Raw genomic sequence first — 21,528 nt, 5'->3', positions numbered from 1 at the left:
TATTACCGCCGATTGTCGATATTCGTCTTAATATACAAATTAAATCGTGAAATCAGATGTCTCCCGGTTCTCGACCGCCCCAACCGTGTTGGCCTGATGGCACAGGTCGTCCACCGAGACCGCGTCGAGCTCCTGGAGAAAAGCCTTCGATCCCTTCCGGATCGCCGGATCGATCACCCGGTCGACGAGCCGGGATTGGGGAATGGGAGCGGCTCCGTCATCCTCCTCCATGGTCATGACGACGCGCACGATATCGCCCGCCGTGATGCGCCGGCGCTCCCGGGCCAGTTCGTAACCCCCGCGCGGGCCGCGCAGGCCTTTCAGGATTCCTTGCCGGACGAGAGCCTGGAGGATCGGCTCCAGGTGGCGCGGCGGCAATTCATGCCGGGCCGCGAGGGCCTTAGCGGAGACCGGCATGGTGCGCCCGTAGAGGGCGATGTCGGTTACGGCCGCGATGGCAAGGAGCGAACGCCGCGACAGGAGGTTCATGGGGCGCGCTCCGCCAGCCCCGTGGAGCCGAACCCGCCCGAGGCCCGGGGGGTCGCATCGGCCGCTTCGATCTCCACGACCGCGACGGCGGTGACCGGGGCCACCACCAGCTGCGCGACCCGCATGCCCCGCTCGACCGTGAACGGCTCCTGGCCCAGATTGACGAGCAAAACCTTCACCTCGCCGCGATAATCCGCGTCGATCGTGCCGGGCGCGTTGAGCACGGTCACGCCATGCTTCAGGGCGAGGCCGGAGCGGGGCCTCACCTGGGCCTCGAAACCGGGCTCCAGCTGCAGCACGAGGCCGGTGGGCACGAGGGATCGGCGTCCGGGGGCCAGGACCAGAGGCTCGTCCGCCGGAGGAGCGGCCAGGAGATCGAGCCCCGCCGCTCCCGCCGTCTCGTAGCGGGGCAGCCCGAGGCCGGCCCCGTGGGCGAGGCGTTGGACGCGAAGAACATGTCTCATCGGGGGGCGGCTCCCATCAGCGTGCCGAGATGCGCGATCAATTGTCGGGCGACGTCGGCTTTCGACAAGGTCGGCCAGGTGTCGACGCCGTCCCGCGTCACGAGATGCACCGTGTTGCTGTCGCCCCCCATCACGCCGGTTTCGGCAGAGACGTCATTGGCGACGATCAGGTCGCAGCCTTTCTTCTCGAGCTTGCGGCGCGCGTACTCGACGACGTTCCGGGTCTCGGCCGCGAAGCCCACCACGAGAGGCGGTCGTCCCTCGCGGCTTTGGGCGATCGTGGCGAGGATGTCGGGGTTCTCCACCAGCGCGAGGGGCGGCAGGGCGTTGCCGTCCTTCTTCATCTTGTGGGTTCCGGCCTCGGCCACCCGCCAATCGGCGACGGCCGCCGCGAAGATGCCGATATCGGCAGGCAGCGCGCCTTCCACGGCCTGGAGCATCTCGCGGGCGCTCTCCACATGCAGGGTGGTGACGCCCGGCGGATCGGGCAGCGCGACCGGACCCGAGACCAGCGTGACCCGGGCGCCCGCCGCGGCCGCGGCCGCCGCGATGGCGTGGCCCTGCTTGCCGGAGGACCGATTGGCGATGTAGCGCACGGGATCGATGGGCTCATGGGTCGGGCCCGACGTGACCACCACATGCTTGCCCAGAAGAGGACCGGAGGGTGCGAGGAGGCGCTCGACCGCCGCCGCGATCTCGAGCGGCTCGGCCATGCGGCCCGGCCCGAACTCGGCCTCCGCCATGGCGCCCTCATTGGGCCCGACACTATGCACGCCATCGCGCGTCAAAGCAGCGAGATTGCGGGCGGTGGCGGGGTGCAGCCACATGCGCACGTTCATGGCGGGCGCGATCAGAATCGGCAATGTGGTGGCGAGTAGCACCGTGGATGCGAGATCGTCCGCATGGCCGCCCGCCATCTTGGCCATGAGGTTCGCGGTGGCAGGCGCCACCACGATAAGGTCGGCGTCCCGCGCGAGCCGGATATGCCCGATATCGGCCTCGTCCTCCCGGTCGAACAGGTCCGTATGGCTGCGCTGGCCTGACAGGGCGGACGCGGCCAGCGGCGTGACGAATTCCCCCGCGCCCTTCGTCAGGATGCAGCGCACCGTGGCCCCGCGTTCGCGCAGGCGGCGGATCAGGTCGAGAGATTTGTAGGCCGCGATCCCGCCGCCGATGACGAGGAGGATGCGCTTGGCCTGGAGGGAGGGATTCATCGTGAAGAGCTTTCGGAGAGGGAGCCAGGCTGCACGTAGGCCACGTCGAAAGCCTTGAAGTGTCTGATGTTGAAGGTCGCGACCGTCATGTGGCGCGTATCGGCCGTTGCCGCGATGCAGGTATCCTCGAAGGTGGGATGATGACCACCGGCCTCGGCTCTCGCCAGCAGCTCGCCCGTTCTCCGGGCAGCGGCGAGATCGAAGTCGATGCATCGCTCGGCGAACAACTCAAGTACGCTCTCGAGCCAAGCCTGTAACGCTGCGGCCTTCTTCGTGGCGCCTCTCTCGATCAGGCGGGCGACACCGTACTCCATTTCACCGATCGTCACGACGCTGAGATAGCTGTCCTGGCCGTTGGCATCGAGCCAGTCGGATAAGCCTGGCGATCCGCCGATGGATATGGGTGAGGTTCGCGAAATGACATCCGTGTCGAGGAGATACACGGTTAGACCTCGGAGAACGGATTGTTGCGCCGATCGTGACGTCTCGGGGCGACCTCTTCCCATTCTTCTTGAGACAACGGGAAGGTTCCTAAGAATTCACGGAAATTCATCTTCGGTTTGTCCGGCTTGACGTGACGACGCCACTCCTCCTCCGACACGACCACGACCGCATCCTTGCCCCGGCGGCTGATGCGCTGCGGCTGGCCCCTCAGGGCGCCATCGATCACGTCACCGAAATGGGCGCGGGCATCCTGCACCGTCCAGGTCTTGTCCTGCCGGATCTTGTCATCGGCCATAGGCTTTCTCCTGTACAGAATGTACAGCTTGACCCGGCCTTGTTCAATGCGCGGCGGGTATCGCGTCGACGCTACGGTAACCAGGCAAGCCCCGCGCCTCGAACCGGGCGACTTCCTTGTCCGAGCCGGCCGATGCTCCACCAAGGCGCAGGCAGGCGTCGCAGCGTTCCAGCAACGCGAGCGACAGGGGCAGCCTGATCCCGTGCGAGGCATCGTCCAGGCCCGCGGCCTCGATCATCGGCAAGGCCATGTTGGCGCCGATCAAGGGCGTATGACCCATCGCGAAAACCTGAAGGGCCGCCTCGTTCAGGACGCGCAGGTTCGCGGCCCGCTGCCCGCGATCCGCGCCGTCCCCCGCGTAGGGTCCGCAAATCCAAATCCACACGGCGCGATCCTAGTGAAACGCCAGAACGGCCAAGAGCGCCGCGATCACCCACAGGGCGATGTTGCCCCAGCGGTGGCCGCGCGCCTCGGCCCGGCCGATGGCGTGAACGCTCGAAGGCCGGAGCTCGAATCCCTTGGAGGTCGAGTCTTCCAGCTGCCTGAGGATCCGCTCGGCCCGCAGCGCCAGGTCCGGCAGGTTGGCCAGCACACCGCCCAGCGTCCACAGGCCCCGTCCCGCCTCCTCGACCCGGCCGAGCGGCCCGAGATTGCGCTCGATCCAGGTGCGCACCACCGGCTCGGAGGTTCCCCACATGTCGAGTTTCGGGTCGAGGTTGCGGGCCACGCCCTCCACCACCACCATGGTCTTCTGGAGCATGACGAGCTCGATGCGGGTCGCCATGTCGAAGAGCGCCGTGATCTCGAAGAGAAGCGTCAGCAGCTTCGCCATGGAGATCTCGTCCGCGCGTCGGTCGTGGATCGGCTCGCCGATGGCCCGGATGGCCTGGGCGAAATCCTCCACGGAGTGATGCGGCGGCACGTAGCCGGCCTCGAAATGCACCTGCGCGACGCGCAGGTAATCCCGCCGGATGAAGCCCAGCAGGATTTCGGCGAGGAAGCGGCGCTCCTTCATGCCGAGGCGTCCCATGATGCCGAAATCCACCGCCACGAGGCGGCCGAGATCGTCCACGAACAGATTGCCGGGGTGCATGTCGGCGTGGAAATAGCCGTCGCGGATCGCGTGGCGCAGGAAGGACTGGATCACCGTGCGGGCGAGCGCCACCCGGTCGATGCCCGCCGCCTCGATGGCCGCGATGTCGTTGAGACGGATGCCGTCGATCCAGGTGGTGGTGAGCACGTCCCGGGCGGTCAGGTCCCATTCGGGCTTGGGCACACGGAAATCGGGATCGTCCCGGGTGTTCTCGGCGAGCTCCGAGACGGCGGCGGCTTCCAGGCGCAGGTCCATCTCGACCGCCACCGACCGCGCGAGCGCTTCCACGATCTCCTGCGGCTTCAGGCGCTTGGCATCGGGCACCACCCGCTCGAACAGGCGGGCGGCGGCTCGCATGGCCTGGAGGTCGCGGGCGAAGCCCTCGCGGACGCCGGGCCGCATGACCTTGACGGCCACAATCTCCTCGCCCTCGGGCGTGCGGACGCGGGCCTTGTGGACCTGGGCGATGGAGGCGGCCGCCACCGGTTCGCCGAAATCCAGGAACATCGCATCCAGCGGACGCCCCAGGGCCAGCTCCACCATGCGCACGGCCTCGGCGCGCGGGAACGGTGGCATGCGGTCCTGCAGCCGTTCCAGGTCGCGGGCCGCCGCGACGCCGACGATGTCCGGACGGGTGGCCAGGAACTGGCCGAACTTCACATAGGACGGGCCGAGCCGGGTCAGCGCCGTGGACAGCCGCGCCGCGCCGTCGCCGACGTCCCGCCGCTCGATGAGACGCGCGACCCGCAGGGCCACCCGCGCGGAGGGCGGAAGGGCGCTGGGATCCACCAGCGAGAGCGCGCCCTCCCGCGCAAGGACGAACCCGGCCCGGAGGTTGCGGGCGAGATGGACGGTGCTGCCGATCACGTCAGATCTTCCAGCCCGAATGGATCGCGACCACGCCCGCCGTCAGGGGCTTGTGGGTGACGCGCCGGAAGCCCGCCTCCTCGATCATCGCCGAGAAAGCGGCGGGCGTCGGGAAGCGGCGGATCGACTCGACCAGATACCGGTAGGATTCCGCATCGCCCGTGACCATCCCGCCGAGCTTGGGGATCACGTTGAACGAATACGCGTCGTAGATCTTATCGAGGAGCGGCACGTCCACCTTCGAGAATTCGAGGCACAGGAAGCGACCGCCGGGCTTGAGCACCCGATGGGCCTCCCGCAGGGCCGCATCGATGCGGGGCACGTTCCGGATGCCGAACGCGATGGTGTAGGCGTCGAACCGGTTCGCCTCGAGGGGCAGCTCCTCCGCATTGGCCTCGACGAAATCGATCCGGCCCTCGTAGCGCCCGCCCGCTCGCTCGCGGCCCACATTCAGCATCTCGCCGTTGATGTCGAGCACGGTCACGTGGGTCTGAGGCCCGCCGGCGTCGAGGATCTTGAAAGCCACGTCCCCGGTGCCGCCCGCCACGTCGAGATGGCGAAAGGGGCGGGTCTTCGGAGGGCGCAGGGTCGTGAGGAGCACATCCTTCCAGACCCGGTGCAGGCCCGCCGACATGAGGTCGTTCATGAGGTCGTAGCGCCCGGCCACCGAGTGGAACACCTCGTTGACGCGCTCCTGCTTCTCGTCGAGCCGCACGGACTGGAACCCGAAATGCGTGGTCTCGTCGGTCATGATCTCATGGTCCTCATACGCGTTTTGTCGCGATCCATAGCGGAAGCGGGCCCGGATGGCTATGTGAAGGGCTCTCCCGAACGACGAGATCGTTGATGCCTGAACTGCCCGAAGTCGAAACGGTTCGCCGGGGTCTCGAGCCCGCCCTGGTGGGTGCCCGTTTCCAGCGCGTGACCCAGCGCCGCCCGGACCTGCGGTTTCCCTTCCCGGATGATTTCGCGGCCCGGCTGGAGGGGCAGGAGGTCCGGAGCCTCGGGCGGCGGGCCAAGTATCTCCTGGCCGATCTCTCGTCCGGGGAGGTCCTGGTCATGCACCTGGGCATGTCGGGGCGCTTCCTGGTGAGCCAGGGGGGCGAGACCCGCATGCCGGGGGAGTTCCACCACGAGCACGGGGGCGTCGGCGCCCATGATCACGTGATCTTCGAGCTCTCGAACGGCGCCCGCGTGACCTACAACGACGCCCGCCGCTTCGGTTTCATGGATCTGGTGCCCCGGCCCGGGATCGAGACCTGCCGGCATTTCGCCGGAATGGGCATCGAGCCCCTGGGCAACGAGCTCTCGGGCGACACCATCGCGCGGCTGTTCGCGGGCAAGCGCACGCCCCTGAAGGCCGCTCTGCTGGACCAGCGGCTGATTGCGGGCCTCGGCAACATCTATGTGTGCGAGGCCCTGTTCCGCACGGGTCTCCACCCGGAAGCCGCCGCCGGAACGCTCGCCACAAAGGCGGGCGAGCCCACCGAGCAGGCCCACCGGCTCGCGGGCGTGATCCGCGACGTGCTGAACGAGGCCGTGCTGGCCGGGGGCTCGACCTTGCGCGATCATGCCCAGGTGGACGGGTCGCTGGGCTATTTCCAGCATTCGTTCAAGGTCTACGACCGGGAGGGCGAGCCTTGCGTGACGCCGGGCTGCGGCGGCACGGTCTCGCGCCTCGTGCAGTCGGGCCGCTCGACTTTCTACTGCCCCGTCTGCCAATCCTGAACCCCTTTGGCAGCACAGCGCGGCTCTCCTCCCCCTTGTGGGGAGGAGTTGGAGGTGGGGGTGTGAGCGCCACATCGAACCAGCGTGGCGCCCACACCCCCACCCCGGTCGCTTCGCGACTCGACCCTCCCCACAAGGGGGAGGGAATGTGGCCCTGCCAATCTCTCGCCCATCCCTCCCGAAACCGTGTTCCCGCCGAGGGGGCGACAAAACCGCCCCCTGCCCTATAGTCATGTGACGTGCAGGTTGCGACTCCTAGGACCGCCCACTGCCTCGCCTCAGGTCTCGCGACCCCTTGAACGATGTTCATGGAGTTTAAGACACATGGCCAAGTTTCACATCATCGCGGGCGCTCATGAGACCCCGGACCGGATCGCGGTCCGACGAATCGGCGTGGAGGACCTGAAGGATTCCCTGCGGCGGGGCTTCCAGGATTTCTGGGCCATGCCGTCCCACCTGGCGTTCCTCTGCCTGCTCTATCCGATCATCGGGATCTTTTTCGCGGGCCTCGCCTTCGGCAACAACCTCCTGCCGCTGCTCTTCCCCCTGGCCTCGGGCTTCGCCCTGGTCGGTCCCCTGGCGGCAGTCGGCCTCTATGAACTCAGCCGGCGCCGGGAACGGGGCGAGACCGTGCGCTGGCAGGACATGACGGAGGTGCTGCGCTCGCCCTCTATCGGGTCGATCGCGGCGCTGGGCGTGCTGCTCGCCGTCATCTTCCTGTTCTGGCTCGTGATCGCGCAGGCGCTCTATCAATCCCTCTTCGGCTGGCACGCGCCTCAATCCATGAGCCTGTTCCTGCAGGAGGTGTTGACCACGCGGAACGGCTGGACCCTGATCGTGCTGGGCAACCTCATCGGCGCGGCGTTCAGCGTGGCGGTCTTCGCCATGAGCGTGATCGCCTTCCCGCTTCTCCTCGACCGGGACGTGGGCGCCGTGGTGGCGATCCAGACCTCCGTGAAGGCGGTGCTGGCCAATCCCGGCACCATGGCGCTCTGGGGCCTGATCGTCGCGGGCGCCTTGGTGATCGGCTTCATCCCGCTCTTCATCGGGCTGGCCATCGTGCTCCCGGTTCTGGGCCACGCCACCTGGCATCTCTATCGCAAGGTCGTGCCGTCCTAAGGCCTCCCCAAGGGGTCTGCAGGCCCGCGCGACGTTATCCTCACAGGGGCTCCGATTTTTTCGTCCGGGGCCACCTCTTTCTCGTGCAAGTCACTTCTTTCTCGTGCAGGTCACCTCTTTCTTGTGCAGGTCACCTCTTTCTTGTGCAGGTCACTTGCCGAGCTTGGCCGCCTCCCCTAACCCATACGGGAATCAGAATGGAGGCGGCGCCCATGGCTTTTGAAACGATCCTCGTCGAGACCCGCGGCAAGGTAGGCTTGATCACCCTCAACCGGCCCCAGGCCCTGAATGCCTTGAACTCAGCCCTGCTCGGCGAAGTGATCCAGTCCCTCGACGCCTTCGAGGCCGACGACAATGTGGGCTGCATCGTCGTGACCGGGTCCGAGCGCGCGTTTGCCGCGGGCGCCGACATCAAGGAGATGGCGGACCTGGTCTATCCGCACAATTATTCCACCAACCAGTTCTCGGGCTGGGACCGGGTGGCGGCCCAGCGCAAGCCCATGATCGCCGCGGTGGCGGGCTTTGCCCTCGGGGGCGGCTGCGAGTTCGCCATGATGTGCGACTTCATCATCGCGGCCGACACGGCCAAGTTCGGCCAGCCCGAGATCAAGCTCGGCGTCATGCCCGGCATGGGCGGCTCCCAGCGCCTCACCCGCCTCATCGGCAAGGCCAAGGCCATGGAGATGTGCCTTACGGGCCGCATGATGGGCGCGGAGGAAGCCGAGCGCTCCGGCCTCGTGGCCCGCGTGGTCCCGGCCGCCGACCTCATGACGGAGGTCATGAAGACCGCCGACACCATCGCGTCGATGTCGCTCCCCATCGCCATCATGACGAAGGAAACCATCAACCGGGCCGACGAGGTGAGCCTATCCGAGGGCATCCGCTTCGAGCGGCGCCTGTTCCAGGCCATGTTCGCCACCGCCGACCAGAAGGAAGGCATGAAGGCCTTCGTCGAGAAGCGGGCCCCCGGGTTCAAGAACCAGTAAAAGAGCGGACAGGCCCGGCCGGGAAGAATTCGTCATGCTCGATCTGGGCTTCGACACCCTCATGCTCCTGGGCGGTGCCGCTTTCCTGGCGGGCTTCGTCGATTCCATCGCGGGCGGCGGCGGTCTCATCACCGTGCCGGTCCTCCTGCTCTGCGGGCTCGACCCCGCCCAGGCCATCGCCACCAACAAGGTGCAGGGGGTCTGCTCGGCCGCCTCCGCCACCTACGCGTTCGGGCGCCGGGGCCTGATCGTCTGGCGCCAGGCCGTTCCCTTCGCGCTCGTGGCCTTCGCCAGCGGCATCATCGGGGCCCTGTGCGTGAGCGTCCTGCCCCGCGCCGTCCTGGATCTGGTGATCCCGGTCCTGCTCGTGGCGATCGCGGTCTATTTCGCCCTGTCCCGCCGCCTGAAGGACGAGGATGCCCATGCGCGGATGACGGCCGTCACCTTCGGGGCGACGCTGCCCGTGGCGGTCGGCTTCTATGACGGGATCTTCGGACCCGGCGCGGGCTCCTTCTATATGCTGGGCTTCGTCACGCTCCTGGGCTACGGGGTCGTGCGGGCCACGGCCCACACCAAGCTCGTCAACCTGGGCAGCAATTTCGGCAGCCTCCTGCTGTTTTCCGCCACGGGAGCGGTGATGTGGCCGGCAGGGCTCGTGATGGCCGGAACGGCGCTTCTCGGCGCCCAGATCGGGTCCCGGCTCGCCATAAGGCTGGGTTCCCGCCTGATCCGCCCCCTGCTCGTCGCGATTTCGGCCCTCATGGCGCTCAGGCTTCTTCTCGACCCGGCCAATCCCTGGCGTCAGGGGCTGTCGGGGCTGGCGACGTCGCTTTTTTGACGCGAAGAGCCGGTTGTTGTTGACGTTTCCCGGACCCGAGTCTATAAGCCGCCTCACATGAGCCCGCGCGATCCGCGGGCTCTTCGGTTTCCATTGCAATCCGCCGGTCGCCGCCAAGGCTCACAGACGAGCCGCAAGGCTCGTCGCATCGGTGCTTACCTACGAGGACTTTGGCCATGGCCAACACTGTCTCGGCCAAGAAGATGACCCGCAAGATCGTCAAGCGCACGGCGATCAACCGCTCGCGTCGCAGCCGCGTTCGCACGTTCATCCGCAAGGTCGAGGAGGCGATCGCCTCCGGCAACCAGAACGACGCCGTCGCGGCTCTCCGCGCCGCCGAGCCCGAGTTGATGCGCGCCGCCCAGAAGGGCATCGTGCACAAGAACACCGCCTCGCGGAAGGTCTCGCGCCTCTCGGCCCGCATCAAGACCCTGAGCGCCTGATCGTTCTCGTTCAGGTTGCGTTGACCCAGCATTCGAACCCGGCCCGCAAGGCCGGGTTTTTTCATGCGCCTGCCCTTGATTTTCGGGCCCGGAGACCAAGAGACCTGTGGGATTTTTTATCCACACGAAGCCTTGACTTGGCGGGCCATTCCGGGGGTGCGTGTGATAACGGCACAGCTTGCGAATGCGCATAAAACGCGGAGCGTCTTCAGGGGCTTAGCAGGCAAGCTTCCGCGAGGCATTGGAATCGACCCCGAATCCGGCTCGAATCATCCCCGATTCAACATTGCGAGAAAACCTTTTTTGCGGACGGTGGACAGCCTGTGGTCAGACCCTGAATCAGTTGAAGAGTCAGGGTTTTATAGAGCCGGCTGAAAACCTGTGGACGAATTTGCGGTGCGTCAAACCGGCCTTTGGGCGGCGCAACATCGATTCATTCTGTTGCCACCCCCAGACCCCCTGTGTAAGGTCAATTCACTTCACGGGGGTCGCCGTGAAGTCATTCACTCAAATCTCAAGTTTAGAAGCTCGGATATGGGGACGGAGCGTTGTTTCAACAAATCAAGAAGCAAACAGAAGTTCTCGGCCCAGGCAGGAGTAGACTTGAAACTGCATGAGTGCTGCTCGTGAAGTGTCCATAACGAGGCACTTCATCTTTACCATCAAAAGATAATCTTCAGTACAGTTTGGGGGCGCCAGACCTGAACTCCATGAGGCACGAACGCCTCTGGATTTCAGCATTGGTAGTGGCGTGGGGATCCTGGGCCCAGTCGGCACGGGATCTCGTGGAGGGATATTGAATGTATCGCAGCGAGGATCATCGCACCCATTCCGCCCCGAACGAGAGCGGGGTCGACATGTCGGGAGCGCAGATGGCATCGGAGAACTGGGCGAGGGTCAAACGCCGCCTTCGGGCCGAGCTGGGCGAGGATGTGTTCGCCAGCTGGTTCGCCCGTCTCGAGCTCGACGCCGTCGTCGACGGCTGCGCCTTCCTGACGGTGCCGACCCGTTTCCTGAAGAGCTGGATCGAGTCCCATTATGCCGACCGGGTCCTGACCCTCTACCGGGCCGAGGCCACGGACGTGGAGCGCGTCACCATCGGGGTGCGCTCGTCCGGCAGCTCGCCGAGCCGCGATCCCGCCCTCGCCCGCAGGCCCAGCGAGACGCCCCGCGCTCCGGCCGCCTCCCTGGCGGCCGTACCTCCCGGCGACATCAAGGCGCCCGCCCTCGCGCTGCCGGAAGAGAAGGCGGAGGCCGGCGAGTTCGGCGGCGCCCCTCTCGATGCGCGCCTCACCTTCGAGAGCTTCATCATCGGGCGCTCCAACGCCCTCGCCCACGCGGCCGCCGACCGGGTCGCCCAGAACGGCCAGGCCATCTACAACCCGCTCTACCTCCACGCGGGCGTCGGCCTCGGCAAGACCCATCTCCTCCACGCCATCGGGCATGCGGCCAAAACCCAAGGCCGCCGGGTCATCTACCTGACCGCCGACCGGTTCATGTACGGCTTCGTGGCCTCCCTGAAGGCCCAGACCTCGCTCGCCTTCAAGGAGCGGCTGCGCGCCATCGATCTTCTCATCCTGGACGACGTGCAGTTCATCCAGGGCAAGCAGATCCAGCAGGAATTCGGCCACACCCTGAACGCCCTCATCGATGCGGGCCGCCAGATCGTGGTGGCGTCGGACCGCCCCCCGGCGGATCTCGAAGCCCTGGACGAGCGGGTGCGCTCGCGCCTCGCGGGCGGCCTCGTGGTGGAGGTCGGCGCCCTCGACGAGGCCTTGCGTGCCTCGATCCTGACCACCCGGTTCGAAGCCCTGAAGACCATCCATCCCACCTTCGAGGTGAGCCCCAACGTGGTGTCCTACGTCGCCCGCTCCATCACGGCCAACGGCCGCGACCTGGAAGGCGCCGTGAACCGCCTGCTCGCCCACGCGACCCTCACCAACTCGTCCATCACCATCGAGACCGCCGAGACGGCGATCCGCGACCTCGTGCGCAACCGCGAGCCGAAGCGGGTGAAGATCGAGGACATCCAGAAGCTGGTGGCCTCCCGCTACAACGTCTCGCGCTCGGACATCCTGTCCGAGCGACGCACTGCCGCCGTCGTGCGCCCGCGGCAGATCGCCATGTACCTGTCCAAGGTGCTTACCCTCAGGTCCCTGCCGGAGATCGGCCGCCGCTTCGGCGGACGCGACCACACCACGGTGCTCCACGCGGTGCGCAAGATCGAGAAGCAGATCGGCGAGGACAACGCCCTCAACGACGAGGTCGAGCTCCTCAAGCGCATGCTGCAGGAATAGGCCGGCGCCTCGATCGGAAGGGCTTAAGTGTCTGGTGGGAAAGCAGGGCTCAGCGCCTTGCTTTCTGGCCCAACCTTCGCCAATCTTGCTGCCCCGCTGATCCCCGGCTTGTAGCGCCGGGCGACCCAATAATTCCAACGACAACAGGTGTTGGGCTATGAGAGTAACCGTTGAGCGCGCCGCCCTTTTGAAGGCGCTCGGGCATGTGCACCGCGTCGTCGAGCGCCGCAACACCATTCCGATCCTGTCGAACGTCCTGCTGCGCGCCGATGGCGAGACCCTGCGCCTCAAGGCGACGGATCTCGACATCGAGGTGACGGAAACCATCCCGGCCGACATCGCGCAGGCCGGCTCCACCACGGTTCCGGCCTACGTGATCTACGACATCGTGCGCAAGCTCTCCGACGGCGCCCAGGTCTCCCTGGAGATGGCCGGCGACGGGGGCCAGATGCAGATCCGTTCCGGGCGCTCGCGCTTCATGCTCCAGGCCCTGCCGGAGAGCGACTTCCCGGACCTCGCCGCGGGCGACCTGCCTCACAGCTTCGAACTGCCCGCCGCCGACCTCAAGCGCCTGATCGAGAAGACCCAGTTCGCGATCTCGACGGAGGAGACGCGCTACTACCTCAACGGCATCTTCCTGCACGCCATCGAGGTGTCGGGCCAGCCCATGCTGCGCGCGGTCGCCACCGACGGCCACCGCCTCGCCCGCGTGGAGCTGCCCGCCCCCAAGGGCTCGGAGGGCATGCCGGGGGTCATCATCCCGCGCAAGGCCGTGGCCGAGATCGTCAAGCTCGTGGAGGACGGCAGCGAGACCATCCGCATCGAACTGTCCTCCGCCAAGGTGCGCATGACCTTCGACGGCGTGGTGCTGACCTCCAAGCTCATCGACGGCACCTTCCCGGACTACCAGCGCGTGATCCCGACCGGGAACGACAAGCTTCTGACCGTGGAGCGGGCCGAGTTCGCCAAGGCGGTCGACCGGGTCTCCACCATCTCGTCCGAGCGCGGCCGGGCCGTGAAGCTGGCCCTCGGCGACGGGAGGCTGACCCTGTCCGTGAACAACCCGGATTCCGGCAGCGCCACCGAGGAGATCGAGGTCGATTACGAGGCCGGATCCATCGATATCGGCTTCAACGCCCGCTATCTCCTCGACATCACCGCCCAGCTCGACGGCGACACCGCACTGTTCAAGCTGGCCGATCCCGGCTCGCCCACAGTGATCCAGGACCGCGACGGCGCGAACGCGCTCTACGTCCTGATGCCGATGCGGGTCTGACCCTCCGTCATTCCGGACGGAGCGGAGCGACGATCCGGGACCGTTTTCAGGATGGGGCGCAGAGCCGGATTCCCTTTCCCTCCGCCACACTCCGGCCGGGAATGACAAGGGAAGCTCCCGCGCTCACCCGTCCGGCGATCCCGGTTCGGCTGCGCCGTCCGGGATGACACCCTCCCCTTGCGCGACCCTAACGCGCTTGATCTCCGGCACCCGATCCGGGCATGAAGGCCGCAGGAACCCGCATGCCGCCCGAAACGCCCCCCGCCTCCCGCATCACCCGCCTGATCCTCCAGGATTTTCGCACCTACGAGAGCCTCGACCTCGCCGTCTCGCAGGGTCTCGTGGCCCTGGTGGGCGAGAACGGCGCGGGCAAGACCAACGTGCTGGAGGCGATCTCGCTCTTCATGCCGGGGCGAGGCCTGCGCCGGGCGGACCTGGCCGAGATGGCGCGCCAGGGGGCGCCTGGAGGCGGCCGGGGCTCGTTCGCGGTATCCATCGGCCTCGATGCGCCCTTCGGCGAGCACCGGCTCGGCACCGGCCTGGAGGCCGCCCACCCGGAGGCGCGCGCCGCCCGGATCTGCCGCATCGACGGTTCGTCCGCCTCCTCCCCGTCCGCGTTCTCAGAATACCTGCGCGTCGTCTGGCTGACCCCGGACCTCGATGCCCTGTTCCGCGGCTCGGCGGGCGACAGGCGCCGGTTTCTCGACCGGTTCGTGCTGGCGGTGGACGCGGAGCACGGCGCCCGCGTCAACGCTCTCGAGCGCGCCCTGCGCTCCCGCAACCGGGTGCTGGAGGACAATGCCAGTGACAGTCTCTGGCTCGACGCCCTGGAGCGCGAGGTGGCGGAGCTCGCGGTCGCGGTGGCGTCCGCCCGGCGCGAGACCGTGGAGCGCCTGGCCGCCCTGATCCTGGCCACCCGCGACGACACCTCGCCCTTCCCTTTCGCGACCCTGAGCCTGGAGGGCGAGATCGACGCGCTCATCGCCTCCCTGCCCGCCGTGGACGCGGAGGACCGCTACCGGGCGATCCTCCGCGATTACCGCGCCCGGGATCGGGCGGCCGGGCGCACCCTCGTGGGGCCTCAAGCCACCGACCTGCTGGTGCGCCACGGTCCGAAGGACATTCCCGCCGCCACCGCCTCGACGGGGGAGCAGAAGGCCCTGCTCATCGGCCTCGTGCTGGCCCATGCGAGACTCGTCGCCGCCATGAGCGGACTTGCGCCCTTCATTCTGCTGGACGAGGTCGCGGCTCATCTCGACCCCAAGCGCCGGGCGGGCCTGTTCGCGGAGCTGGAGAAGCTCGGCGGCCAAGTCTGGATGACGGGCGCCGATCCGGCGCTCTTCGCGGAGCTTCAGGGCCGGGCGGACGTGCTGCAGGTGAGGCCTGGCGTGATCGAACCCATCACCAATCGTTGATGGTTCTTTCCGGGGCTTCGGCTATGATGCCCGACATGGTATTTCAAGCAGGGTCGCCATGGATCTCGCAGGCCTTCTCGTCTTCGCCACCGCGCTTTTCATCGCGGCCGCCGCGCCCGGACCCGGCATCGCCGCCATCGTGGCGCGGGTGCTGGGGCGGGGTCCGCGCGGCGCCGTGGCCTTCAGCATCGGCATCGCGCTCGGCGATGTCGTCTGGCTGACCTTCGCCATCGTGGGCCTGGCGGCCCTCGCCCAGACCTTCCACGGGGTCTTCCTGGCGGTGAAATACGCCGGCGTCGCGTATCTGCTCTTCATCGCCTACAAGCTCTGGACCGCTCCGGCCGAGGCCCTCGACACCCGGGGCGATACGGCCGGCGAGAGCCCGGCCAAGCTCCTGCTGGGGGGCGTGGCCCTGACCCTGGGCAATCCGAAGACCATCATGTTCTACATGGCCCTCCTGCCCACGCTGCTGGATCTCGATCGCATTACGGCATTGGGCTATGCGGAACTCGTCGCGGCCACGCTCGTGGTGCTGGGCGTCGTGTTCGCGGGCTACATCGTGCTGGCCGCGCGAGTGCGCCGGATCTTCACCTCGGCCCGCTCGATCCGCAGGCTCAACAAGGGCACGGGAGCCATCATGGTGGGGGCCGCCGCGGCAATTGCGGCCCGTTAGCGGGAATTCCGGTGAAAAGTGAGGAATCGGGTGCGTCTTTTCACGCGCGCGTAGGCGCGTGGGGGTGAAATTTCAAGCAATCGTCCCTAAATAATTGATCTGACGAATCAAACACCCCGGCGCGCAACCCTGATACCTGCCGCGCCACGAGACCCCGATTGAAGGACCCCTTATGGCCGAACCCGCAGCGAACGTGAATGCCGATGCCTATGGCGCCGAATCCATCAAGGTCCTCAAAGGCCTCGATGCCGTCCGCAAGCGGCCCGGCATGTATATCGGCGACACCGATGACGGCTCGGGCCTGCATCACATGGTCTACGAGGTTGTGGACAATGCCATCGACGAGGCGCTCGCCGGTCACGCCACCGAGGTGACCGTGACGCTCAACGCCGACGGCTCCGTGACGGTCACGGATAACGGCCGCGGCATTCCGACCGACATCCACGCCGGCGAGGGCATCTCGGCCGCCGAGGTGATCATGACCCAGCTCCACGCGGGGGGTAAGTTCGACCAGAACTCCTACAAGGTGTCGGGCGGTCTTCACGGCGTCGGCGTCTCCGTGGTGAACGCCCTGTCGAGCTGGCTCAAGCTGCGCATCTACCGCAACGGCAAGGCCCACGAGATCGAGTTCCGGCACGGCGATTCCGTGGCGCCCCTCGCGGTGGTGGGCGACGCGGAGGGCAAGCGCGGCACGGAAGTGACCTTCCTGGCCTCGACCGACACCTTCACCATGGTCGAGTACGATTACGGAACCCTGGAGCACCGCCTGCGCGAGCTCGCCTTCCTGAACTCGGGCGTGCGCATCGTGCTCACCGACAAGCGCCATGCGGAGCATAAGCGCGAGGAGCTCATGTACGAGGGCGGCGTCGAGGCCTTCGTGCGGTATCTCGACCGCGCCAAGAGCCCGCTCATCGGCGCCCCCATCGTGATCCGGTCCGAGAAGGACGGCATCGGCGTCGAGGCGGCCCTGTGGTGGAACGACAGCTACCACGAGAGCGTGCTGTGCTTCACCAACAACATCCCGCAGCGGGACGGCGGCACGCACCTTGCGGGCTTCCGGGCCGCGCTGACCCGTCAGGTCACGGGCTATGCGGACAGCACCGGCATGACCAAGAAGGAGAAGGTCTCGCTCACCGGCGACGATTGCCGCGAGGGCCTGACCGCCATCGTGTCCGTGAAGGTGCCCGATCCGAAATTTTCGTCCCAGACCAAGGACAAGCTCGTCTCGTCCGAGGTGCGTCCCGCCGTTGAGAACGTGCTCAACGAGGCCCTGAACAACTGGCTCGAGGAGCATCCCGCCGAGGCCCGCGCCGTGGTGGGCAAGGTGGTAGAAGCGTCCGCCGCTCGCGAGGCCGCCCGCAAGGCGCGCGAGCTCACCCGCCGGAAAGGCGCGCTCGATATCGCGTCGCTCCCCGGCAAGCTCGCAGACTGCCAGGAGCGCGACCCGTCCAAGTGCGAGATCCTGCTCGTGGAGGGCGATTCCGCCGGCGGCTCCGCTAAGCAGGGCCGCGACCGCGCCTTCCAGGCGGTGCTCCCCTTGCGCGGAAAGATCCTGAACGTGGAGCGCGCCCGCTTCGACAAGATGCTGTCGAGCCAGGAGATCGGCACGCTGATCACGGCGCTCGGCACCGGCATCGGTCGCGAGGAGTTCAACCCCGACAAGCTGCGCTACCACCGCATCATCATCATGACCGACGCGGACGTGGACGGCTCGCACATCCGCACCCTGCTCCTCACCTTCTTCTTCCGGCAGATGCCGGAGCTGATCGAGCGCGGGCACATCTACATCGCGCAGCCGCCGCTCTATAAGGCCACGCGCGGCAAGACCGGTATCTATCTCAAGGACGAGCGCGCGCTGGAGGACTTCCTCATCGACGCGGGCATCGACAACGCGGCTTTGCGCCTGTCCTCCGGCCTCGAATTCGGCGGCGATCAGCTGAAAGGCCTGATCGACGAGGCACGCCTCGTGCGCCAGGTTCTGGCGAGCCTGCATTCGCGCTACGACCGCAAGGCCGTGGAGCAGGCCGCCATCGCGGGCGCCCTGCGCCCCGAGGTGGTGGACGATCCCGAGAAAGGCCCCAAAGCCGCCGCCTATATCGCGACCCGCCTCGATGCCATCTCGGAGGAGCTGGAGCGCGGCTGGAGCGGCGAGGTGCGCGACGGTGGCTATGTCTTCTCGCGCACGGTGCGCGGCGTGAAACAGGTCTCGACCCTGGACGCGGCGCTCATCGCCAGCCAGGAGGCCAAGAAGCTCGACGAGCGCGCCAGCTCGCTGCAGGACGTGTACGGCACCCCGGCCGTGCTCGCCCGCAAGGCCGACGAGACCGCCATCGACGGGCCGTTGACGCTCTTCAACGCCGTGCTGGGCGCGGGCCGCAAGGGCCTGCAGCTGCAGCGCTACAAGGGTCTGGGCGAGATGACCGCCCAGCAGCTCTGGGAAACGACGCTGGACCGGGATGTGCGCTCGCTCCTGCAGGTGCGCGTGAAGGACACCACGGATGCCGACGACCTGTTCGTGAAACTCATGGGCGACGTGGTGGAGCCCCGCCGCGAGTTCATCCAGGAAAACGCCCTGTCGGTCGCCAATCTCGACGTCTGATCCGCCTGGAACCCGCCCAGGCGTCGGCTCGGACGCTCTCACCCGAACGAAAACGCCGTCTGCTCCCGTGCAGGCGGCGCTTTCGCGTCGATGTGCCAATGCCGTCCGAGCTCCGCGTCGAACCCGTCGGGACGATACCGGGCATAGCCCGAAGCCGGGTAGAAGGTCGTCTCGCCGAAATAGACCCGGCCGGCCACCACGTACAGGTCGACGCGCACGAAGTCGAAGGGCGACCCGATGGCCTCCGCCACGCGCTTCATCTCGGCCAGCAATTCAGGCCGGTGGACCTCATGCCGGGTGTCCGGGTAGGTGGACTGCACCGCAAGCCGCCGCCACTCCGCGTCGTAGATCGCCCGCTCCTGCCCGTCCCCGAAGCGCTGGATGTCGACCTGGATGAGCTGGGTCCGGCCGTGGAACACGAAGAACTTGTAGTCGGCCGGGGGCGTTTGCCCGTCTCCGATCATGGACTCGATCATGACCGCCGGTTCGATGTGCCCGTAGAGCCATTCCCGGGTCCTGGATCCGTAGAGGCTGTCCATCCAGGCGTGGCAGCGGGCGCGGACTTCGTTCCAATCCATCACGTCGGTCTCGCGCACGAAAATGGCCTGACCGCAGGAGTGGGTCGGCTTGATCACGAACGGGCGCGCCAGCGCGTCGAAATCGACCGTCTCGACATCGCGCCCCGTCCAGAGGGTCGGAATGACGTAGCGCGAGCCGACCATGGCGGAGATCAAGTCCTTGACCTTCGCCTTATCGGCGAAGAGCGGCATCCGGGCGTCGCGGTCATAGAGCTTCCGAAACTGGACCTTCTCCGTGAACGTGGCCGGCCGCCGGAGATCCGGGAACCGGCCATGGGCTCTGCGATATTGGATCCCAACGGCCCATGCGTCCGGCAGCGTGGCCCATATGGCTTGTTTAACGGATGATAATCCGAGCATAGACATGGAGCCTCAAATGTTATTCGCGTCTCTGTCGGGGTCGACGATCAGTAAAACGCTCTCGATCCGGCCTCATGAGCTAGCGCGGCGGCCTTGCTAAACAATCCCTTTCTCGAACTGAACCAGCTTTATTCAATCCTCAATCGAATACTCAAGCGATCCATGGGTCGTCTTTTTTGAAGAGGCAACGATTATACTGTAAGTCCCACAGATTCCGGCACTCTGCCTCATGACCTCTTTTTTGGCTCGCGGGCTGTGGAAACCGGTGGAAATCCCGGGTCCGTTGTTGCCTTAGCGTCAACTTGAACTAGAACAAAATAAGAACATCGAGGTGTGATTCCATGCGGCATGATCACTCGAGACGGTCCAGGCGTCTCATGAACCGGCAGGTCGCCGACAGGCTCCTGGAAGCCTTGCGGCCGGCTCGCCACCTGCTGGCGCGGAGCCTGGCCGACCTGCCGACCGGCGGACCCGAATATCACCAGATCGACCGGACCGTGCGCGAAATCGACGACCTCGCCGAAATCCTCATCGGCGATGTCGCATGCTATTATCGCGACAGCCATCGCACCTTCATGCCCCCCATGAAGCGCTGGGAGGAAATCGGATAGGGCTCCTACTTCGAAAGAGCGATTGTGCTCCGGCGCACCGCGGCAAATAGTTTGCGCCTCGACAATCGACAGATGGGCCGTCCCTGAGCCCCGATCAAAGCCGCGGAGGCCCCGTCATGAAGGCATCGACCCTCAGCTTTCGGCTCGCAATCCTTTTCATCATCACCGGCATCGGCATGGGGATCGGCATGGCGGCGTCCCAGGACCATTCGCTGATGCCGGTTCACGCGCATGTCAACCTGCTGGGCTGGGTCTCGATGTTCCTGTTCGGGCTCTACTACGAGCGACGCCCCGCCCTGGACGTGAAACGCCTCGCCCTGGTTCAGGTCGGCGTCTGGGCGTTCGGAACGGTCACGTTGAACGCGGCCGTCGCGGCGCTTCATCTCGGACATGCGGGCGCCGAACCCATCGCGGGCCTGTCGTCTCTGGTCGTGATGGCAGGCGCCTTGCTGTTCGCCTATTTCGTGTTCCGTCCCGAGCGGGTCTCAGCACCCGAGCAGACCTTGCGCATGACCCCCGCCGAATAAGCATCCCCGACGATCAGGTGTTCACCGCCCGGACTCGCCCTATCTCCCGGACGGAGGCTATGGGAGGGCTCGGCGATGGCCGATTGGAAGCTGCCCCGTGACGGAGGATGCCGGTGCGGCCAGGTTCGGATCCGCGTGGACGCGCCGCCGCTTCTGACCATGGCGTGTCACTGCGACGGGTGCCGCCGCATGAGCTCCAGCGCCTTCTCGCTGAGCGCCGCGATCCCGAGCGAGGGTTTTCACGTCACCCAGGGCGAGCTCGTCATCGGCGGATTGCACGGCGCGACCCGGCATTACTTCTGCGGCCGCTGCCTGACCTGGATGTTCACGCGGCCCGAGGGCATGGACATGTTCGTCAACCTGCGCCCAACCATGCTGGACGATGCGGAGGGCTTCGCCGCGCCGTTCATCGAGACCTACACGAGCACGAAACTGCCCTGGGCCTCCACGGCGGCGATCCATTCCTTCGAGACCTTTCCGCCCTTCGAGGCCTATGAGGGATTGGTTCGGGACTTCGCGACGCGGACGGCATTATCATCCGGCGGGAATCATCAACCGGGGAGCCAGACTTGACCCATACACCCGAGGCGCGGGCGGAAACGCTCGCACGCGAATTGGAATCTGCCTTCCGCAACCGGGCCGACCTCTACCGCCTGTTCTATGACGAACTCGTTGGGCGCTTCGGCGAGGAGGCCGCCGAGGACGTGATGATTCAGGCCGTGGAGAAACGCGGCCAGGAGGTGGCGGCGCTGGCGTTTAAAGGCTTCGGCCCCACGGACGCGCGTGCCATCGGGGAGGCCTTCCTGGCCGTGAGCCCGGACGGCGGCCGCATGTACCCCACGCATGTGAGCCGCAGGGCGGATGGGATCAGCTTCGAGGTGCAGCGCTGTCCGCTCAAGGACGCGTGGGTGGAAGCGGGCGTGAGCGAGGATCGCCTCGCCACCCTGTGCCGCATCGCCGGCGCCTTCGATCGCGGGCTCTTCGAGGCCACGGGCATCCGGTTCGAGAACAGGACGTGGACCCCGGGACATGGCAGCGGCTGCTGCCACATCCACCTGTCGGACGACCCGGCGAAAACGGCTCCCACCGTTTGATCATCCGGTCTCCGGCCCTACCTCTCGTGTCGGCGGACCGCATCGAGACGCCGGCAGCCCGTGGAACGGAACGCGTGACCCGTCGCTTCACGGCCGATCCAACGAACCGCAGGGAGGC

At 66.7% G+C, this 21,528-nt stretch carries 23 protein-coding genes; 14 read left to right on the top strand and 9 right to left on the bottom strand.

What is annotated here, in order from left to right; translation table 11 throughout:
- Positions 1-39: 39 nt before the first annotated feature.
- From ILT42_RS08835 to ubiE, 8 genes are read right to left on the bottom strand one after another with little or no spacing between them, the layout of a single operon-like run.
- Positions 40-489: an RrF2 family transcriptional regulator gene (locus tag ILT42_RS08835; protein WP_204215066.1), complete on the bottom strand. Its 450-nt coding sequence runs from the start codon at positions 487-489 to the stop codon at positions 40-42.
- Complete coding sequence (gene dut, locus ILT42_RS08830) at positions 486-953, bottom strand: dUTP diphosphatase (RefSeq protein WP_204215065.1); 468 nt, start codon at positions 951-953, stop codon at positions 486-488. The genes ILT42_RS08835 and dut overlap by 4 nt, the downstream gene beginning before the upstream one ends.
- The gene (coaBC, locus tag ILT42_RS08825) at positions 950-2,167 is read right to left on the bottom strand and encodes a bifunctional phosphopantothenoylcysteine decarboxylase/phosphopantothenate--cysteine ligase CoaBC (protein ID WP_204215064.1); all 1,218 of its coding nucleotides are present in this window, start codon (positions 2,165-2,167) and stop codon (positions 950-952) included. Before coaBC ends, dut begins: the two co-directional genes overlap by 4 nt.
- Positions 2,164-2,610 (bottom strand): type II toxin-antitoxin system VapC family toxin, encoded by a 447-nt coding sequence (locus tag ILT42_RS08820; RefSeq protein WP_204215063.1) that lies wholly within the window; start codon positions 2,608-2,610, stop codon positions 2,164-2,166. Before ILT42_RS08820 ends, coaBC begins: the two co-directional genes overlap by 4 nt.
- 2 nt (positions 2,611-2,612) lie before the next feature.
- Positions 2,613-2,906, bottom strand: a complete 294-nt coding sequence (locus ILT42_RS08815) for a type II toxin-antitoxin system Phd/YefM family antitoxin (protein WP_204215062.1) — start codon at positions 2,904-2,906, stop codon at positions 2,613-2,615.
- 43 nt (positions 2,907-2,949) lie between these two features.
- Positions 2,950-3,291, bottom strand: coding sequence for a DUF4406 domain-containing protein (locus tag ILT42_RS08810; protein ID WP_204215061.1), 342 nt, complete (start codon positions 3,289-3,291; stop codon positions 2,950-2,952).
- Positions 3,292-3,300: 9 nt separating this feature from the next.
- Positions 3,301-4,866 (bottom strand): 2-polyprenylphenol 6-hydroxylase, encoded by a 1,566-nt coding sequence (gene ubiB / locus ILT42_RS08805; protein WP_204215060.1) that lies wholly within the window; start codon positions 4,864-4,866, stop codon positions 3,301-3,303.
- A gap of 1 nt (position 4,867) precedes the next feature.
- The gene (gene ubiE, locus ILT42_RS08800; RefSeq protein WP_204215059.1) at positions 4,868-5,617 is read right to left on the bottom strand and encodes a bifunctional demethylmenaquinone methyltransferase/2-methoxy-6-polyprenyl-1,4-benzoquinol methylase UbiE; all 750 of its coding nucleotides are present in this window, start codon (positions 5,615-5,617) and stop codon (positions 4,868-4,870) included.
- A gap of 95 nt (positions 5,618-5,712) precedes the next feature.
- On the opposite strand from ubiE, the gene mutM reads away from it, so the two are divergent.
- The 10 genes from mutM to gyrB all read left to right on the top strand — a co-directional run bounded on the left by mutM (position 5,713) and on the right by gyrB (position 18,240).
- Entirely contained in the window at positions 5,713-6,594 is an 882-nt protein-coding gene (gene mutM / locus ILT42_RS08795) for a bifunctional DNA-formamidopyrimidine glycosylase/DNA-(apurinic or apyrimidinic site) lyase (protein WP_204215058.1), read from the top strand.
- Positions 6,595-6,918: 324 nt separating this feature from the next.
- Entirely contained in the window at positions 6,919-7,713 is a 795-nt protein-coding gene (locus ILT42_RS08790; RefSeq protein ID WP_204215057.1) for a DUF2189 domain-containing protein, read from the top strand.
- 212 nt (positions 7,714-7,925) lie between these two features.
- On the top strand, positions 7,926-8,699 hold the full coding sequence (locus tag ILT42_RS08785; RefSeq protein ID WP_204215056.1) for an enoyl-CoA hydratase: 774 nt from the start codon (positions 7,926-7,928) through the stop codon (positions 8,697-8,699).
- A 34-nt stretch (positions 8,700-8,733) separates the two neighbouring features.
- On the top strand, positions 8,734-9,537 hold the full coding sequence (locus ILT42_RS08780; RefSeq protein ID WP_204215055.1) for a TSUP family transporter: 804 nt from the start codon (positions 8,734-8,736) through the stop codon (positions 9,535-9,537).
- A 176-nt stretch (positions 9,538-9,713) separates the two neighbouring features.
- The gene (gene rpsT, locus ILT42_RS08775; RefSeq protein ID WP_204215054.1) at positions 9,714-9,980 is read left to right on the top strand and encodes a 30S ribosomal protein S20; all 267 of its coding nucleotides are present in this window, start codon (positions 9,714-9,716) and stop codon (positions 9,978-9,980) included.
- 857 nt (positions 9,981-10,837) lie between these two features.
- Positions 10,838-12,277 carry a chromosomal replication initiator protein DnaA gene (gene dnaA / locus ILT42_RS08770; protein ID WP_229428550.1) on the top strand — a complete coding sequence of 480 codons (1,440 nt, stop codon included), beginning with the start codon at positions 10,838-10,840 and terminating at the stop codon, positions 12,275-12,277.
- A gap of 157 nt (positions 12,278-12,434) precedes the next feature.
- Positions 12,435-13,553 carry a DNA polymerase III subunit beta gene (dnaN, locus tag ILT42_RS08765; protein WP_204215052.1) on the top strand — a complete coding sequence of 373 codons (1,119 nt, stop codon included), beginning with the start codon at positions 12,435-12,437 and terminating at the stop codon, positions 13,551-13,553.
- A 221-nt stretch (positions 13,554-13,774) separates the two neighbouring features.
- Entirely contained in the window at positions 13,775-14,968 is a 1,194-nt protein-coding gene (recF, locus tag ILT42_RS08760; RefSeq protein WP_204215051.1) for a DNA replication/repair protein RecF, read from the top strand.
- Positions 14,969-15,026: 58 nt separating this feature from the next.
- Positions 15,027-15,641: a LysE family translocator gene (locus tag ILT42_RS08755; RefSeq protein WP_204215050.1), complete on the top strand. Its 615-nt coding sequence runs from the start codon at positions 15,027-15,029 to the stop codon at positions 15,639-15,641.
- 172 nt (positions 15,642-15,813) lie between these two features.
- A complete protein-coding gene (gyrB, locus tag ILT42_RS08750) occupies positions 15,814-18,240 on the top strand; it encodes a DNA topoisomerase (ATP-hydrolyzing) subunit B (protein ID WP_204215049.1) in 2,427 nt (808 codons plus the stop codon).
- Between the two features lie 38 nt (positions 18,241-18,278).
- Here the strand turns inward: gyrB and ILT42_RS08745 are convergent, their stop codons facing one another.
- Complete coding sequence (locus ILT42_RS08745) at positions 18,279-19,178, bottom strand: ATP-grasp fold amidoligase family protein (protein WP_267874431.1); 900 nt, start codon at positions 19,176-19,178, stop codon at positions 18,279-18,281.
- Positions 19,179-19,555: 377 nt separating this feature from the next.
- Here ILT42_RS08745 and ILT42_RS08740 point away from each other — a divergent pair, with 377 nt between their 5' ends.
- The 4 genes from ILT42_RS08740 to ILT42_RS08725 all read left to right on the top strand — a co-directional run bounded on the left by ILT42_RS08740 (position 19,556) and on the right by ILT42_RS08725 (position 21,410).
- Positions 19,556-19,789 carry a hypothetical protein gene (locus ILT42_RS08740; protein ID WP_204215047.1) on the top strand — a complete coding sequence of 78 codons (234 nt, stop codon included), beginning with the start codon at positions 19,556-19,558 and terminating at the stop codon, positions 19,787-19,789.
- Positions 19,790-19,905: 116 nt separating this feature from the next.
- The gene (locus ILT42_RS08735) at positions 19,906-20,316 is read left to right on the top strand and encodes a hypothetical protein (RefSeq protein ID WP_204215046.1); all 411 of its coding nucleotides are present in this window, start codon (positions 19,906-19,908) and stop codon (positions 20,314-20,316) included.
- A 75-nt stretch (positions 20,317-20,391) separates the two neighbouring features.
- On the top strand, positions 20,392-20,889 hold the full coding sequence (locus ILT42_RS08730; RefSeq protein WP_204215045.1) for a GFA family protein: 498 nt from the start codon (positions 20,392-20,394) through the stop codon (positions 20,887-20,889).
- Positions 20,886-21,410, top strand: a complete 525-nt coding sequence (locus tag ILT42_RS08725) for an L-2-amino-thiazoline-4-carboxylic acid hydrolase (protein WP_204215044.1) — start codon at positions 20,886-20,888, stop codon at positions 21,408-21,410. The genes ILT42_RS08730 and ILT42_RS08725 overlap by 4 nt, the downstream gene beginning before the upstream one ends.
- The last annotated feature ends 118 nt before the right edge of the window (positions 21,411-21,528 follow it).

It is taken from the genome of Microvirga pudoricolor (assembly GCF_016892705.1).
In the GTDB taxonomy this organism is placed as follows: domain Bacteria; phylum Pseudomonadota; class Alphaproteobacteria; order Rhizobiales; family Beijerinckiaceae; genus Microvirga; species Microvirga pudoricolor.
The sequence above is the reverse complement of the archived record's forward strand: the minus strand, read 5'-3'. Positions and strand labels throughout refer to the sequence as shown.

Excerpts from the sequence above, each read along its gene's own strand:
- ILT42_RS08835 (WP_204215066.1), bottom strand. The coding sequence starts at position 489 with ATGAACCTCCTGTCGCGGCGTTCGCTCCTTGCCATCGCGGCCGTAACC.
- dut (WP_204215065.1), bottom strand. The coding sequence starts at position 953 with ATGAGACATGTTCTTCGCGTCCAACGCCTCGCCCACGGGGCCGGCCTC.
- coaBC (WP_204215064.1), bottom strand. The coding sequence starts at position 2,167 with ATGAATCCCTCCCTCCAGGCCAAGCGCATCCTCCTCGTCATCGGCGGC.
- ILT42_RS08815 (WP_204215062.1), bottom strand. The coding sequence starts at position 2,906 with ATGGCCGATGACAAGATCCGGCAGGACAAGACCTGGACGGTGCAGGAT.
- ubiE (WP_204215059.1), bottom strand. The coding sequence starts at position 5,617 with ATGACCGACGAGACCACGCATTTCGGGTTCCAGTCCGTGCGGCTCGAC.
- mutM (WP_204215058.1), top strand. The coding sequence starts at position 5,713 with ATGCCTGAACTGCCCGAAGTCGAAACGGTTCGCCGGGGTCTCGAGCCC.
- ILT42_RS08790 (WP_204215057.1), top strand. The coding sequence starts at position 6,919 with ATGGCCAAGTTTCACATCATCGCGGGCGCTCATGAGACCCCGGACCGG.
- ILT42_RS08785 (WP_204215056.1), top strand. The coding sequence starts at position 7,926 with ATGGCTTTTGAAACGATCCTCGTCGAGACCCGCGGCAAGGTAGGCTTG.
- ILT42_RS08780 (WP_204215055.1), top strand. The coding sequence starts at position 8,734 with ATGCTCGATCTGGGCTTCGACACCCTCATGCTCCTGGGCGGTGCCGCT.
- rpsT (WP_204215054.1), top strand. The coding sequence starts at position 9,714 with ATGGCCAACACTGTCTCGGCCAAGAAGATGACCCGCAAGATCGTCAAG.
- dnaA (WP_229428550.1), top strand. The coding sequence starts at position 10,838 with ATGTCGGGAGCGCAGATGGCATCGGAGAACTGGGCGAGGGTCAAACGC.
- dnaN (WP_204215052.1), top strand. The coding sequence starts at position 12,435 with ATGAGAGTAACCGTTGAGCGCGCCGCCCTTTTGAAGGCGCTCGGGCAT.
- recF (WP_204215051.1), top strand. The coding sequence starts at position 13,775 with ATGAAGGCCGCAGGAACCCGCATGCCGCCCGAAACGCCCCCCGCCTCC.
- ILT42_RS08755 (WP_204215050.1), top strand. The coding sequence starts at position 15,027 with ATGGATCTCGCAGGCCTTCTCGTCTTCGCCACCGCGCTTTTCATCGCG.
- gyrB (WP_204215049.1), top strand. The coding sequence starts at position 15,814 with ATGGCCGAACCCGCAGCGAACGTGAATGCCGATGCCTATGGCGCCGAA.
- ILT42_RS08745 (WP_267874431.1), bottom strand. The coding sequence starts at position 19,178 with ATGCTCGGATTATCATCCGTTAAACAAGCCATATGGGCCACGCTGCCG.
- ILT42_RS08740 (WP_204215047.1), top strand. The coding sequence starts at position 19,556 with ATGAACCGGCAGGTCGCCGACAGGCTCCTGGAAGCCTTGCGGCCGGCT.
- ILT42_RS08735 (WP_204215046.1), top strand. The coding sequence starts at position 19,906 with ATGAAGGCATCGACCCTCAGCTTTCGGCTCGCAATCCTTTTCATCATC.
- ILT42_RS08730 (WP_204215045.1), top strand. The coding sequence starts at position 20,392 with ATGGCCGATTGGAAGCTGCCCCGTGACGGAGGATGCCGGTGCGGCCAG.